Below are 14,536 nucleotides of genomic sequence, written 5' to 3'. Positions count from 1 at the left end.
AAACTCCTCGAATGCCCGCCGCTCACAACGCCGGCCCTTTCAACAACAACGGCAGCCCGGCCGCGACCAACACCACCCGATCGCACACCGAACCCAGGGCCTGATGCAAGCGCCCAGCCTCATCGACATAACGCCGGGTCAGCGCGCCCATCGGCACCACGCCCAGACCGACTTCGTTGCTGACCAGCAGCACCGAACCATCCAGCTCGGGCAAGGCCGCCAGCAAGGCGTCGCGTTCGCGCTGAAAACGCGGTTCGTCCGCCTCGCCCAGCAAGTTGCTGAGCCACAAGGTCAGACAGTCCACCAACAAACAGCGACCCGGCGCAGCATGCCTGCGCAAGGTGTCGGCCAATGTGAAAGGCTCTTCGACGCAACCCCATGCGCTGGGACGGCGGCTGCGGTGGTGATCGATGCGCTCGCTCATCTCCGCATCCAAGGCTTGTGCGGTGGCGATGTAGATCACCTCATCGAACGACGACGCCATGCGTTCGGCCAGTGCGCTCTTGCCCGAACGCGCGCCGCCGAGGATCAAGCTGTGCATGTTTCGCGCTCCAGGCCGAACAGGCCGGCCAATGCTTCGGTGTCCAGGTGCGCCTGCACTGCGTCGGCGAGCCGGTCGATCCCGTCCTCGCGCAACGAATGCAGATCCAGCGCTTGCGCCTGGGCCAGGCCGGCCCAGCGCAGCAGCGCGGCCAGGGCTTCGGGTTGGTCGAACACGCCGTGCAGGTAAGTGCCGAGTATCTGGCCATCGTCGGAGACCGCGCCATCGCCGCGGCCATCGTCCAGATGCACCGCCGGACGCGCCAACGCGGCGCCGCTGCTGATGCCGCAATGGATTTCGTAACCGCCGACGGCGACATCGGCGAAGGCCAGCCGGCCGCGCACGTTGCGCAGTTGTTTGTGCGAGTGCAGGGTGGTTTCCAGATCCAGCCAGCCGAGCCCGCGGCTGGATCCGGCCGCGCCTTCCAGGCCCAGCGGATCGCTCACGCTGCGGCCGAGCATCTGCAAGCCGCCGCAAATGCCGAGCAGTTTTCCGCCGTAGCGCAGATGCCGCGCGATCGCCTGCTCCCAGCCCTGGCGGCGCAGCCAGTCCAGATCGGCGCGGGTCGATTTGGAACCCGGCAGCACGATCAGATCGCAGGCCGGCACGGCTTCGCCGGGCCCGACGAACACGCAATCGACCTGCGGATGCGCGCGCAGCGCGTCGAAATCGTTGTGATTGCTGATCCGCGGCAAGGCCGGCACCGCCACCCGCAAACGCGCCTCGGGCTTGGCCTGCGCCTGTCGCGGCAAGGCGTCCTCGGCTTCCAGGTGCAGGCCTTGCAGATACGGCAATACGCCCAACACCGGCTTGCCGGTTTCGCGCTCCAGCCAATCCAGACCGGGCTGCAACAAGGCGATGTCGCCGCGGAAGCGGTTGATGACGAAACCGGCGACCCGCGCGCGCTCGCTGTCCGACAGCAAAGCCAGGGTGCCGACCAGATGCGCGAACACCCCGCCGCGATCGATGTCGGCGATCAGCAGCACCGGACAATCCACCGCTTCGGCATAGCCCATGTTGGCGATGTCGTTGGCGCGCAGATTGATCTCGGCCGGACTGCCGGCGCCTTCCACCACCACCGCTTCGAAGCGCGCGCTCAAGCGCCGGTGCGAAGCCAAGACCGCTTCCATCGCCACCCGTTTGTAGTCGTGGTAGGCGCGCGCGTCCAGGTTGGTCACCGCGCGGCCGTGCACGATCACCTGCGCGCCGGTGTCGCTGTTGGGCTTGAGCAGGATCGGGTTGAAGTCGGTGTGCGCGGGCACGCCGGCGGCTTGCGCCTGCACCGCCTGGGCGCGGCCGATCTCGCCGCCGTCTTCGGTCACCGCCGAGTTCAGCGCCATGTTCTGCGGCTTGAACGGCGCCACCGCGACGCCGCGCCGGCGCAGCCAGCGGCACAGGGCGGTGACCAGCGCGCTTTTGCCCGCGTCGGAGGTGCAGCCTTGAACCATCACTACCCGCGCCGTCATGCCTGGCTCCCATCGAAGTCGTTTGCGCTTGTGGCCACCTCGGCCAAGGCCTGGTCCAGCCGTTGCCATTCGTACTCCGCGCCGGGCAGGCCGAAGCGCAGGCTGGCCGGCTGTTCGAACCAGCGGGTCAGGATGCCGCGCCGCGCCAGCGCTTCATGCCATTGCAGCGCGTGCGGATCGCGTCGCCATTGGAAGAACGCGCTGCCGCCGCTGGGTGCGAAGCCGTGGACGCGCAGCATCGCGGCCAGACGCTCGCCTTGGGCGATCAATCGTGTGCGCATCGCGCTCTGCCAATCGCGATCGGCCAGTGCATGGCGCAACACGTATCGCGCTGGGCCAGTCAAGCTCCACGGGCCCAAGTGGTCGCGCAAGGCCTCCAGCACATCCGGTTCGGCGCAGACGAATCCCGCGCGCGCACCGGCCAGGCCGAAGAACTTGCCGACCGAGCGCAGCACGATCAGCCCCGCGCGCGAACTGTCGGCGCACAGGCTGCGCTCGGGCGTGGCGTCGATGAAGGCTTCGTCGATCAGCAGCCAGCCGCCGCGCGCGGCGAGGCGGGCGTGCAGGGCCAACAAGTCGTCGCGTTCGAACGTGTCGCCGCCTGGGTTGTTCGGATGAATCAACACCACCACATCGAATGCATCGGCGCGCGCGAACAGTTCCGCCGCCGAAGCCGTTTCCACCGCATGCCCGGCGCGGCGCCAGGCGTGCGCATGCTCGGCGTAACCGGGCGCGAGCACGCCGACCCGCGCAGCCGCGCGCAACTGCGGCAGCGCTTGAATCGCCGCTTGCGAACCGGCCACCGGCAGCAGATCCGCGGCGCCGTAATAATTCCGCGCGATATCGATCAAACCGTCGTCGTCTTCCGGCAGACGATGCCAGGCGCGCGCGGGAATCTCCGGCACCGCCCAGGCCTCGGGATTGATGCCGGTGGACAAATCCAGCCATTCCCCCGCTGGAATGCCGTAACGCTGCGCCGCGCGCAGCAGGCGGCCGCCGTGTTCAAGCATGCGCGGACTCCTTGCGGACACGCCGCGCAAGTACTTCAAGCCCGCGCATAGGTCCACTCCGCCCACGCCCACAACAACGCCACCGCCACCCAGATCACCGTGCCGCGGTCGACCATCGTCAACGCGCGCCGGATCGAACCGGCATCGGCCGCCGCGCCCTCGCCCAGCAAAGGCCGCGGCTCCCACACGCCGTGATACGGCGCGTCGCCGCCCAGCCGAACCCGCAGCGCGCCCGCGCCCGCGGCCATCACCGGCCCCGCGTTCGGGCTGTCCCAGGTGTTCGCCTGGGTGCGCCAGCAGCGCAATGCGCTGCGGGTGTGGCCCAAGGCGGCGTAAGTCGCGGCGGCCAGGCGCGCCGGAATCCAGTTCAGCACGTCGTCGATGCGCGCCGCCGCCCAGCCGAAGCGCTCATAGCGCTCGGTGCGATAACCCCACATCGCATCCAGAGTATTGGCCAGCCGATACAACACCGCCCCGGCCGGGCCGAGCACGGCGAACCAGAACAACGCCGCGAACACCGCATCGCTGCCGTTTTCCAGCACCGACTCGGTCGCCGCCGCGGCGACGCGTTCGGCGTCCAGCGCCTGGGTATCGCGGCTGACGATGCGCGCCACCGCGCTGCGCGCCGAACGCAGGTCGCCGGCGGCCAGGGCCTCGGCCACCGGCGCGGCATGCTCGTTCAAGCTGCGCAGGCCGATCGCCAGATACAACACCGCGGCCGCGTACGCGCCGCCGGCCCAGACCGACGCTTCGAACAACTGCCGCTGCAACCACCACGCCGCCACGCTCAGCGGCGCCACCGCCAGCAGCCACGCCAGCACGCCGAACGCGCGGTTGTCGCGATACAAGGCCGACTCGATCGCCCGCGCGCAGCGGCCGAAGCCGACCAGCGGATGCGCGCGGCGCGGTTCGCCGAGCATCGCGTCCAGCAGCACGCCGCCCAGCATCGCCAGCGCCATCGGCATCGCGCTCATGGCAGGAACAGTCGCAGCGCCGCGGCGGGATCGGACGGAAAATAGAAATGCACGAAGCTCGCGGTGAGGCGGTTGCGCCGGTACACCGCCTCGCGGCTGGGACCGCCGTTGGGGTTGTGCGATTGCGCGATGGCTCGCTCGCCGATCTCGGCGTTGGCGTAATGGAAGGTGTGCCCGCGCAGCTCGCCTTCGGGCAGCGCTACCGACTGCAGGCCCAGCGCGGCCAGGCGCGGCCCCATGACGGCGCTGCCGCGTAGCAAACCGGCCATCGGCGCGCTATGGCCCTCGCGGTCGCTCAGCGTGTCCAGCGAATACAACAAGCCGCCGCACTCGGCCAGCAACGGTTTGCCGGCATCGACATGGCGGTGCAGGTCATCGCGCAAGCCCGCATTGGCCGACAACGCAGTCAGATGCAATTCCGGGTAACCGCCGGGCAGCCACGCGGCATCGCACTCGGGCAGGCCGTCGCCGGATATCGGCGAGAAGAATGCGAGTTCCGCGCCGGCCTCGCGCAGCAATTGCAGATTCGCCGGGTAGGCGAAACAGAACGCGGCATCGCGCGCGACCGCGATGCGCGCGCCTTGCAGGTACGCGGGCGTCTGTGCGATCTCGGCCAGGGCGAACTCGACCGGCGGCGGCAGCTCGGCATCTGCGTGCGCCGCCCAGGCATCGGCCAAGGCATCCAGGCGCTGATCGATATCGCCCAGTTCGGCCGCGGCGACCAAGCCCAGATGCCTCTCGGGCAAGGCCAGCGCGGGATCGCGCGGCAACGCGCCGAGCCAACGCAGATCCGCCGGCAAACTCTCGCGCAGCAACTGCGCGTGATACGCGCTGCCGATCCGATTGGCGGCCACGCCGTACACGCGCAGCCCTTCGCGATAACGCGCCAACCCGGTCGCCAGCGCACCGAAGGTCTGCGCCATCGCCGAACCGTCGATCACGGCCAGCACCGGTACGCCCAGGCGCTGGGCCAGGTCCGCGCTCGACGGCGAACCGTCGAACAAACCCATCACGCCCTCGATCAGGATCAGATCCGCTTCACCCGCGGCCGCGTGCAGGCGCGCGCGCACGTCGGCCTCGCCGCACATCCACAAGTCCAACTGCTCCACGCGCTGGCCGCTGGCGCGTTCGAGCACCATCGGGTCGAGAAAATCCGGCCCGGTCTTGAACACCCGCACCCGCCGTCCCTGCCGCGCATGCCAGCGCGCCAAGGCCGCGGTGACGCTGGTCTTGCCTTGGCCGGAAGCCGGCGCGGAGATCAGCAAGGCCGGGCAAGCGCTCACAACTCGATGCCCTGCTGCGCCTTGATCCCGGCCTTGAACGCATGCTTGACCACGCGCATGTCGGTGACCGTGTCGGCCGCCTCGATCAGCGCGTCCGGCGCGCCGCGACCGGTGATCACCACGTGCTGGCGCGGCGGACGCGCCGCTACCGCGGCGAGCACGTCTTCCAGCGCCACATAGCGATGCGCCAGGGCGATGTTGAGCTCATCGAGCAGGACGAAATCGTAGGCCGGATCGGCCATCATCCCGGCCGCGAGCGCCCAGGCCGCGCTGGCGGCGGCGATGTCGCGCTGCTTGTCCTGGGTTTCCCAGGTGAAGCCCTCGCCCATCACGTGATAGTCCAATTCCTCGAAACGGCGGAAGAACGCTTCCTCGCCGGTGGAAAAACTGCCCTTGATGAACTGCACCACCCCGCATTTGAAGCCATGCCCCAACGAACGCGCGAGCATGCCGAAGCCGGAAGAACTCTTGCCCTTGCCGTTGCCGGTGTTGACCACCAACACGCCGCGCTCGATGGTGGCCTTGGCGATCTTGCGATCGATCAGCTCCTTCTTGCGTTGCATGCGTTCGCGGTGCTTGTCCTCGCTCAGCCCGGCGTAACCGGCGCGATCGTCCGCGCTCATGCCGCCGCTCCAGCGCGTTGACGCAAGCCGAGCAGGCGCGCGACCGCATACACCGCAAAGCCCATGCCGACGTAACCGGCCAAGGTGCCCAGCGCGCGCGGGTAGTAGCGCGGCACCCGCTCCAGGAACCCGGCCCAGCTCGCGTCGGGATAACGCCCGGACAGGAAATAGAAACCGCCCTTGGAAATCGCATAGGCGACGGTGGCGGTCACCAACAGCACCAACACCAGCCGCGGCACGCTGCTCCAATGATCGCGGTGCATGCGCGCGTACCAGCGCCCGCCCCACCACAAGGCGCCATAGGCCAACGCCAGCGCCCAGTACGCCGGCGACAGGCACCAGTCGGTCACCCGGCCCAGCGCCAGACTGGCCAGATCCAACAGCGAGGACAGCACGAACAACGCCGGAAACGCCCAGCCCGGACGCAGCAGCGCTCCGGCCAGGAAGAACACCGCCCACGAAGCGCTGGGCAGCGCGTCGACGGTGGCGAAGTGTTGCCCGCGGGTGCAGATCATCAGCGCGGCCAGCGCCGCCGCGGTCACCAATTGCGCATTGCGCGAACGCAGCGGCAAGGCCGCTTCGCTGGGCGCCAGCAGGATCGAGCTCGGTTGGATCGGCATGATCGGACTCCTGTATCCAATAACTACGGAAAGGCGGCGCGAGCCAGCGGCCTCAGACCTTGGCCGTCGGCGCGGCGATGCGCGTGGGCAAGAAGCGCGCGAGCAGCGCATGCAGCAAGAACGCCACCGCGATATAGGCCAGCGTAGTGCGCACGAACAACGGCCCCCACTGCCACACGCGCGATACGTACTCGGCCCAGTTCGGATCGGCGTAGCGGCCACCGAACCAATAGAACGCGCCGTTAGAAATCAGGAACGACACGCTGGCCGCGAGCAAAGCCACGCCCAACCCGACGGCGACCGCGCGGCCGCGCGCGGCCATCCGCGGCGCGTACATCCGCCCGGCGTACCACAGCACCGCGTAGGCCAGCAGCAGGAACGCGTACGAAGGCGTCACGCAGTAGTGCTGGAAAAAATCCAGCCCGCGGCCGGTGATGGCGATGTAGTCGATCGCCACCGCGATCGCCAGAAACGCCGCGAACAGCGCATGCCGGCGCAGATACAAGCCGCCCAGAAAGAACACCGCCATCGACGCGTCCGGCAAATGCAGGGCGCTGCCGAAGTGATGGAAACGCGTGGCGATCATCAGCGTCAGCGCGGCGGCGAACACGCTGGCTTTCACAGGCACGGACAACTCGTTCATCGGCGTCTCTCGGTCGGAGCCGGCCGCGCGGCGCGGCCGGCGAACAATGGCGGCATCAGCGGGCGGGGCGGTAACGCAGGGTCAGCAGATAGTTGCGGCCGGGCTGATTGTAGAAGGCCGCGGTCTCATAACGCCGGTCGAACACGTTGTTGGCGGTCAATTGCAGGCTCCAGGCGGCGTCGAAGGCATAGCCCAGGCGCAGGTCGGTCAAGGCGTAACCGCCCAGGCGGCGCGCATTGGCCAGATCGTCGTAACGCTCGCCGGCGGCGTACACGCTGGCGCCGAACGACAAGGCGCTGGCGCCGCCGAGCTCGAAGCGGCGATCCAGATCGACCCGCGCGCTCTGGCGCGCGCGGCGCGGCAGGAAGTTGTCGTTGCTGGCGCCGCGGCTGTCGTTGCGCGGGTCCAGCCAGGTCGCGCTGGCGCGCAGATCCCACTGCGCCAAGCGCGTATCCAACACCGCTTCCACGCCGCGGATGCGCGCGCGGTCGACATTGCCCGGCAGGCCGCGCGAGGCGTCGTAAGCGATCATGTCGTCGATCCGGGTCTGATACGCATTGATCGACCACACTTGCTTGCGCTGCTCGCCGAAGGTGCCGCGCAGGCCGAGTTCGAAACTGCGCGAGGTTTCCGGCGACAGATCCGGATTGCCGTAACCGGGGTAATACAGCTCATTGAAGGTCGGCGCCTTGAATCCGCTGCCGTAGCTGGCGGTCAGGCGCAGCGCCTGGGTGAAGTCCCAGCCCCACAGCACGCTGCCGGTGGTCTTGCCGCCGAACTGGCTGTCGTCGTCGCGGCGCGCGCTGAGCTGCAAGGATTGCGCGCCGAAATCGGCCTGCCACTGGCCGAACGCGCCGCGCAGGATGCGGCGGTCGCGGGCATAGCGGGTGTTGCTTTCGACCTCATCGCGCTGCCAATCGAAGCCGGCGGTCAGCAGATTGCGGCCGAAGCCGATATCCGCCTGCACCGATCCCAACTGGCGCCGGGTGTCGAAGGTGCTGGAGTACTTGCCGTCCTTGTAGTTGTCGCTGAGATCCTCGCTGCGGCCGGCGCTGGCGCTCAGCGCAACCCGCTCGCTGGGGCGGTAACGCAGCTTGGCGCCGAGCACTTGCTGGACGGTGTCGGCCTGGTTGTTCTGGCTGCCGTCGTAAAGGTTGTTGCCCTCGGCGCGGAACGCGCGCGCTTCGGCGTCCCATTGTTCGTTGAAGTTATAGCCGCCTTGCGCGGTCAACGAGCTGTTGCGGTAACCGTCGCGATCGGGCGAGTTGGTGAAGCAACCCGCGCCGCCCGGCGAAGGCTTGCCGCGGCAGGCGTTGATGCCGTCGGTGTCCTCGTGCGCGGCGTTGATCGAATACCAGCCGCGCTCGCCCTTGCCGGCGACGCCGGCCGAGGCGCGGTGGGTCTGGTTGCTGCCCAGGGCGACGCTGAAATTCGGCGCGAACGGGCCTCGCGGACGCCGGGTGAAAATCTGGATCACCCCGCCGATGGCTTCGGAACCGTACAGGCTGGAGAACGGGCCGCGCACGATTTCCACCCGCTCGATCTGTTCGACCGGAATGTCCTGCAACGACGCGCCGCCGCTGGTGGCCGAGCCGACCTTGATGCCGTCGATCAACACCAGCACGTGATCGGATTCGGTGCCGCGCAAGAACAGCGAGGTCGATTTGCCCGGGCCGCCGTTGTTGGCCAACGACGCGCCCGGCGTGCCGCGCAGCAGGTCCGGCAGCGAGGCCGGCTGCAAGCGCTCGATTTCGGCGCGGTCGATGACCGTGACCGCGGCCAGGGTGGCGTCCTGGGTTTTGGCGGTGCGGGTGGCGGTGACCACGACCTGGTCGAGATCGACCGCGGCCGGCGCGGCGTGCGCGGCGAACAGGGCGGAGGTCAACGCCGCGCACAAACCCACGCGCGGCAACAAGCCCGCGCCGGCGGCGCGGAAACGGACGGAAGCAACAGACGCAATCACTGGCAGATCTCCAAGGCCGCGCCTCACCCGCGCGGTCCAGACAGGGTCGGGACAAACGGAGAGCGGCCGGGGAGCACACGCAAGCGCGCGACGCCCGAGAACCAGGCCCTCCGCCTGTCGGTTCGCGCTCCGGGCCGGTCTCCGGGCTCGCGAGCGGAATCCGCAGGTCCGATCTGCCGGACCCGATTCCCGTACCGCGCCTTCCCGTGCCTGAGCACAGTGGCCGTTGCGGTGCGTTGACTCGCCTACCGTTGCGGGGGCAGCTCCGGCATGAGCGGACTGGCAGAGCCAGGACGCAACCGGATTCCCGTTTCAATCGCCGGACTGTGTCGGCGATCACCTTGAGCGCGGGCATCTTAACAGCGCCCACCCTTGCCGACGCCAGGGTATGGGGTGGGGTCGCGACGCACGCAGCGGCCACGCGCCTGGATGAGCGGGCGCATTTCGGACGTGTCCGATTCATTCGCCCGTCGCGATCGTCGAGGATGCCCGGCAATCGCCGACGCAGTCGCGGCGAGCGCATCGGGATGCCCGCCGGGTTCGGCACCTCCTCCACCACCCCCACTTCCGGACGCCGGGTTCGTAGTCGATGCGACCCGGCGTTTTTTTCGGTGTCCCCGCTGGGCCGCGCCCGCGAACCGTCGCGCCCGCGCAAGCCGCAGGCCACTGCGCGGCCTCGCGCAAAGCCAAAAACGTGGCGCCTACCACTTTTTGATTACTTGCGCTAAGCCAACCTTGGCCGTTTTATTGACCCACTTGTTATAACCGTGTTAAACCCGGATGACATCGCTGTCAGTCCCTCACCTGGAGTCTTCATGCACGCTCGCCGCAAGCTCGCCGGACCCCGTCACCCGCTGGCCCTGGGCCTGCTGATCGCCCTCGCCGCCCCGGCCGCCTTCGCCCAGGAGGCGTCCAGCGCCCCGCAGCGCGAAGCGACGACCCTGGATCAAGTCATCGTCACCGGCACCCGGGTCAGCGACCGCACCGTCGCCGAGTCGACCGCACCGATCGACATCATCACTCCCGAAACCCTGGAAGCCACCGGCACGGTCGAGCTGGCCACCGCCTTGTCGCGCGCCCTGCCCTCGTTGAACTTCCCGCGCCCGGCGATCACCGACGGCACCGACGCGGTGCGCCCGGCGCAATTGCGCGGTCTCGCGCCGGATCAGGTGTTGGTGCTGGTCAACGGCAAGCGCCGCCACACCACCGCGCTGATCAACCTCAACGGCAGCCAGGGCCGCGGCTCCTCGCCGGTCGATCTCAACGCGATTCCGATCGCCTCGATCGAGCGGGTGGAAGTGCTGCGCGACGGCGCTTCGGCGCAATACGGCTCCGACGCGATCGCCGGCGTGGTCAACGTGGTGCTCAAGGGCAGCGATTCGGGCGGCAGCATCGCCGCGCGTTACGGCCAGTACAGCGCCGGCGACGGCAAGCAGTACCAGCTCTCCGCCGACGCCGGCCTCAAGCTCGGCGAAAACGGCAAGCTGCATCTGGCCGCGCAAGGCGGGCATCAGGATCAGACCAACCGCGCGCGGCCGTTCCAGGGCGTGGTCGAACAGCGCTACGGCGATCCCGAAATCGACAGCGGCGCGATCTCCTACAACGGCGAGTACAAGGCCGCCGATTACCTGACCTTCTATTCCTTCGGCAGCTACAGCAAGCGCGACGTGCTCTCCAACGGTTACTTCCGCTTCGCCGCCGACCCGCGCAACATCCCCTCGATCTATCCCAACGGCTTCCTGCCGCAGATCCACAACATCAGCAAGGACCGCGCCGCGGTGATCGGCCTGCGCAGCGAAACCGCCGGCGGCACCCAGATCGATTTCAGCTACAACTACGGCCACAACGGCCTGACCTTCGATATCGAAAACACCCTCAACCGCAGCCTGGGCCCGAGCTCGCCGACCCAGTTCTACGCCGGCGCGCTGGAAGTGACCCAACACGTGTTGAACCTGGACTTCACCCGCCCGGTGGATTTCGGCTGGCAGTACCCGGTGACCTTCGCCTGGGGCGCGGAGTGGCGCGGCGAGGAGTTCAGCCAGCGCGCCGGCGAACCGCTGTCCTACGCCAACGGCGGGGTGCCGGCGTCCAACGGCCAGATCATTCCCGGCGCGCAGGTGTTCTCCGGTTTCCGCGCCAGCGACGCCGGCGATTACGACCGCCACAGCTACTCGCTGTACATCGACGCCGAAGCCGACTTCAGCGACAAGTTCTCCGCCGGCCTGGCCGCGCGCTACGAGAGCTACAGCGATTTCGGCGACACCACCTCGGGCAAGCTGTCGGCGCGTTACGCCTTCACCGACAAGGTCGCGCTGCGCGCCACCGCCTCGACCGGCTTCCGCGCGCCGTCGCTGCAGCAGCAGTTCTTCCAGTCGATCGCCACCAACTTCATCAGCGGCATTCCGTATGAGATCGGCACCTTCCGCGTCGACAATCCGGCCGCGGTGGCGTTGGGTTCGGAAGCGCTGAAGGCTGAGGAATCGACCAACTACAGCCTGGGCCTGGTGCTGCAACCCACCGACGGCCTGTACATCACCGTCGACGCGTACCACATCAAGGTCGACGACCGCATCCTGCTGTCGGAAAACCTCACCAGCACCGCGGTGCGCAACTACCTGCAGGCCAACGGCTATCCGGGCATCGGCGGCGGGCGTTACTTCACCAACGCGGTCGACACCAAGACCCAGGGCGTGGACGTGATCGCGACCCAGGCCTGGGACGTCGGCGCGGGCAAGCTCAGCCTCACCGCCGGCTACAACTACTCCAAGACCGAGATCGAACACATCGCACCGAACCCGCCGCGGCTGGCGGCGATCGATCCGAGCGCGGTGCGCATCGGCCGCACCGAGATCGGCCGCATCACCAAGGGCGCGCCGAAGGACAAGTTCTTCCTCGCCGGCGACTGGAAGACCGGCAACTGGACCTTCAACGCCACCGCCACCCGCTACGGCGAGTTCACCGAACTGCACCAGACCGACCCGCTGCAGGATCAGACCTTCGGCGCGGAATGGACGCTCGACCTGGCCGCCACCTATCGCTTGAACAACTGGGACTTCACCGTCGGCGGCGACAACGTCCTCAACGAATACCCCGACGAGCAGAACCTGGTGCGCGGCACCCGCAATTACCTGCCCTACAACACCGCCTCGCCGTTCGGCTTCAACGGCGCGTTCGCCTACCTCAAGGTCGGCTACAAGTGGTGAGCTGACGCCGCAACGCGAAAATCCAGCAACGCCGACGGCCCGGATTTCCGGGCCGTCGTTTTTTCAGCTGCTTCCGGCACATCCCCGGCGCGGCGGGATCGGCTATATATCCAGGCTGTCGTCGCCGGCGCCGCATCGCCCGCCGGGCGATGTTTCCAGCACCGTTCTCACGCAAAGCCGAGGCCCTGTCATGCGCATGACCGCTCCGCTGTTGCTGTCGCTCGCCCCGTTGCTGCTGTCGCTGGCGATAACCGACGCGCTCGCCGCGCCCGGCAAGCGCGAACAAACCGTGTTGATGCAAGGCAAACCCGCCGGCCAGCAAACCGTGGACACCGCCGCCGACGGCAGCGGCCAGGCCGAATTCCAGTACCAGGACCGCGGCCGCGGCGATCACATCAAAAGCCGTTGGACTCTGGACGCGGCCGGCATTCCGACCGAGTACCACGCCGAGGGCAACAACTATCTGAAGGTGCCGATCAAGGAGCACTTCAGCCTGCAAGCCGGCAAGGCCAGCTGGAAGAACGACAGCGAACAAGGCGAGAAAACCCTGAGCGCGCCCGCGTTCTTCCTGCCGCTCAACGCCACCCCGGAAATGCAGGGCGTGCTGGCGCGCGCGTTGCTGAAGGCGCCGGAACGCAAACTGGCCTTATTGCCGGCGGGCGAAGCGCGGCTGGAAGACGCCGGCACGTTCGAGATCGCGAGCAAGAGCGGGCCGCGCAGCCTGTCGCTGTATCGCATCTCCGGTCTGGACTACACGCCGGGCTCGGTGTGGCTGGACGCGCAAGGCAATACCGCGGCGGTGATCTTCGCCTCGGGCTGGGTCTCGGTGCTGTCGCCGGAGCTGCAGGATTCGCTGCCCAAGCTGATCGAACTGCAAGAGCAGGCCGGCGCGCAATGGGCGCTGCGGATGGCGCGCGAACTCACTCACGCGCCCAAGGGCCCGCTGCTGATCCGCAACGCGCGCCTGTTCGATCCGCGCGACCTCAGCGTGACCGCGAACACCAGCGTGCTGGTCGAAAACGAACGGGTGATCCGGGTCGGGCCGGACGCCTCGTTGAAAGCGCCGGCCAACGCCGAAATCTACGATGCCGGCGATCGCTTCCTGATGCCCGGAATGTGGGACGTGCACAAGCACTATTCCGATTCCGACGGACCGATGGACATCGCCAACGGCATCACCAGTTCGCGCGACATGGCCAACAACACCGATGCGTTCCTGGAAAAGGTCAAACGCTTCGACGCCGGCACCGAGATCGGCCCGCGCGTGCTCGCGGCCGGTTTCATCGACGGCCCGGGCCCCTACGCCGGCCCGACCAAGATGCTGGTGGCCACGCCGGAAGAAGCGATCAAGGCGGTGGATTGGTACGCCGACCACGGCTACGTCCAGATCAAGAGCTACTCCTCGCTCAAACCCGAACTGGTGCCGGTGATCGCCGACCGCGCCCACGCCCGCGGCATGCGCTACAGCGGGCACGTACCGGCGTACATGTCGGCGCGGCAGTTCATCGAAGGCGGCGCGGACGAGCTGCAGCACCTGTTGTTCGTCGAACTCAACTTCATGTATCCGCGGGTCCAGGAGACCCACACCATGAAGCGGCTGACCGAAGTCGCCGCGCACGCCGCCGAGTTCCCGCCGGACAAACCCGAAGTGCGCGAGTTCATCGAGTTCCTCAAGCGCCACCGCACCGTGCTCGACCCGACCATGGGCATCGCCCAGGATCTCTTCGCCGGCGATCCTAAAGACAAGACCCCGCCGGGCCTGAAGACCGTGGCTTCGCGCCTGCCGCCGCAGGCGCAGCGCAACCTCAGCTGGGGCGCGCTGAAGGCGCCCAAGGGCGAGGAAGAGGCTTACGCGCAGTCGTTTCCGGCGATGATGCGTTTGCTCAAGGCCTTGTACGACGCGGGCGTGACCATCATGCCCGGCACCGACGCGCTGGCCGGCTACATGCTGCATTCCGAACTGGCGAGCTACGCCCGCGCCGGCATTCCCAACGCCGAAGTGCTGCGCATGGCGACGCTGACGCCGGCGCAGGTGCTGGGCGTGGACAAGGACCGCGGCGCGATCGCGCCGGGCAAATTCGCCGACCTGGTGGTGATCGACGGCGACCCGCTCAAGGACATGGAAGACATCCGCAAGGTCGAGATGGTGTTCAAGGGCGGCAAGCGATTCGATCCGGCGCAGATCGAGCGGGCGTTGGGGATCGTGCCAC

At 68.0% G+C, this 14,536-nt stretch carries 11 protein-coding genes and 1 riboswitch; of the genes, 2 read left to right on the top strand and 9 right to left on the bottom strand.

Features of this window, described 5'->3' with window-relative positions:
* Nucleotides 1–22: 22 nt before the first annotated feature.
* From cobU to btuB, 9 genes are read right to left on the bottom strand one after another with little or no spacing between them, the layout of a single operon-like run.
* A complete protein-coding gene (cobU, locus tag V7787_RS35095; RefSeq protein ID WP_336091982.1) occupies nucleotides 23–541 on the bottom strand; it encodes a bifunctional adenosylcobinamide kinase/adenosylcobinamide-phosphate guanylyltransferase in 519 nt (172 codons plus the stop codon).
* Complete coding sequence (locus V7787_RS35090) at nucleotides 529–2,007, bottom strand: cobyric acid synthase (RefSeq protein ID WP_336091980.1); 1,479 nt, start codon at nucleotides 2,005–2,007, stop codon at nucleotides 529–531. Before V7787_RS35090 ends, cobU begins: the two co-directional genes overlap by 13 nt.
* On the bottom strand, nucleotides 2,004–3,017 hold the full coding sequence (cobD, locus tag V7787_RS35085) for a threonine-phosphate decarboxylase CobD (RefSeq protein ID WP_336091978.1): 1,014 nt from the start codon (nucleotides 3,015–3,017) through the stop codon (nucleotides 2,004–2,006). The genes V7787_RS35090 and cobD overlap by 4 nt, the downstream gene beginning before the upstream one ends.
* Nucleotides 3,018–3,052: 35 nt before the next feature.
* A complete protein-coding gene (gene cbiB, locus V7787_RS35080; RefSeq protein WP_336092035.1) occupies nucleotides 3,053–3,982 on the bottom strand; it encodes an adenosylcobinamide-phosphate synthase CbiB in 930 nt (309 codons plus the stop codon).
* Between the two features lie 5 nt (nucleotides 3,983–3,987).
* Complete coding sequence (locus tag V7787_RS35075; RefSeq protein ID WP_336091977.1) at nucleotides 3,988–5,274, bottom strand: cobyrinate a,c-diamide synthase; 1,287 nt, start codon at nucleotides 5,272–5,274, stop codon at nucleotides 3,988–3,990.
* Nucleotides 5,271–5,897, bottom strand: a complete 627-nt coding sequence (gene cobO, locus V7787_RS35070) for a cob(I)yrinic acid a,c-diamide adenosyltransferase (protein ID WP_336091976.1) — start codon at nucleotides 5,895–5,897, stop codon at nucleotides 5,271–5,273. Before cobO ends, V7787_RS35075 begins: the two co-directional genes overlap by 4 nt.
* Nucleotides 5,894–6,517 (bottom strand): hypothetical protein, encoded by a 624-nt coding sequence (locus V7787_RS35065; RefSeq protein ID WP_336091975.1) that lies wholly within the window; start codon nucleotides 6,515–6,517, stop codon nucleotides 5,894–5,896. The genes cobO and V7787_RS35065 overlap by 4 nt, the downstream gene beginning before the upstream one ends.
* A gap of 52 nt (nucleotides 6,518–6,569) precedes the next feature.
* Nucleotides 6,570–7,160 carry a hypothetical protein gene (locus V7787_RS35060; RefSeq protein ID WP_336091973.1) on the bottom strand — a complete coding sequence of 197 codons (591 nt, stop codon included), beginning with the start codon at nucleotides 7,158–7,160 and terminating at the stop codon, nucleotides 6,570–6,572.
* Nucleotides 7,161–7,215: 55 nt separating this feature from the next.
* Nucleotides 7,216–9,123: a TonB-dependent vitamin B12 receptor gene (gene btuB, locus V7787_RS35055; protein WP_336091972.1), complete on the bottom strand. Its 1,908-nt coding sequence runs from the start codon at nucleotides 9,121–9,123 to the stop codon at nucleotides 7,216–7,218.
* Between the two features lie 115 nt (nucleotides 9,124–9,238).
* Nucleotides 9,239–9,482, bottom strand: a riboswitch (cobalamin riboswitch).
* Between the two features lie 456 nt (nucleotides 9,483–9,938).
* Here btuB and V7787_RS35050 point away from each other — a divergent pair.
* Nucleotides 9,939–12,326, top strand: coding sequence for a TonB-dependent receptor plug domain-containing protein (locus V7787_RS35050; protein ID WP_336091970.1), 2,388 nt, complete (start codon nucleotides 9,939–9,941; stop codon nucleotides 12,324–12,326).
* A gap of 190 nt (nucleotides 12,327–12,516) precedes the next feature.
* A partial coding sequence (locus V7787_RS35045) for an amidohydrolase family protein (protein ID WP_336091968.1) occupies nucleotides 12,517–14,536 on the top strand: 2,020 nt, incomplete at its 3' end.

The sequence above is a fragment of the Pseudomonas sp. CGJS7 genome (assembly GCF_036961695.1).
The sequence above is the reverse complement of the archived record's forward strand: the minus strand, read 5'-3'. Positions and strand labels throughout refer to the sequence as shown.

Coding starts and splice junctions, on each gene's coding strand:
- V7787_RS35060 (WP_336091973.1), bottom strand. CDS start 7,160: ATGAACGAGTTGTCCGTGCCTGTGAAAGCCAGCGTGTTCGCCGCCGCG.
- V7787_RS35065 (WP_336091975.1), bottom strand. CDS start 6,517: ATGCCGATCCAACCGAGCTCGATCCTGCTGGCGCCCAGCGAAGCGGCC.
- cobO (WP_336091976.1), bottom strand. CDS start 5,897: ATGAGCGCGGACGATCGCGCCGGTTACGCCGGGCTGAGCGAGGACAAG.
- cbiB (WP_336092035.1), bottom strand. CDS start 3,982: ATGCCGATGGCGCTGGCGATGCTGGGCGGCGTGCTGCTGGACGCGATG.
- cobU (WP_336091982.1), bottom strand. CDS start 541: ATGCACAGCTTGATCCTCGGCGGCGCGCGTTCGGGCAAGAGCGCACTG.
- V7787_RS35050 (WP_336091970.1), top strand. CDS start 9,939: ATGCACGCTCGCCGCAAGCTCGCCGGACCCCGTCACCCGCTGGCCCTG.
- cobD (WP_336091978.1), bottom strand. CDS start 3,017: ATGCTTGAACACGGCGGCCGCCTGCTGCGCGCGGCGCAGCGTTACGGC.
- V7787_RS35090 (WP_336091980.1), bottom strand. CDS start 2,007: ATGACGGCGCGGGTAGTGATGGTTCAAGGCTGCACCTCCGACGCGGGC.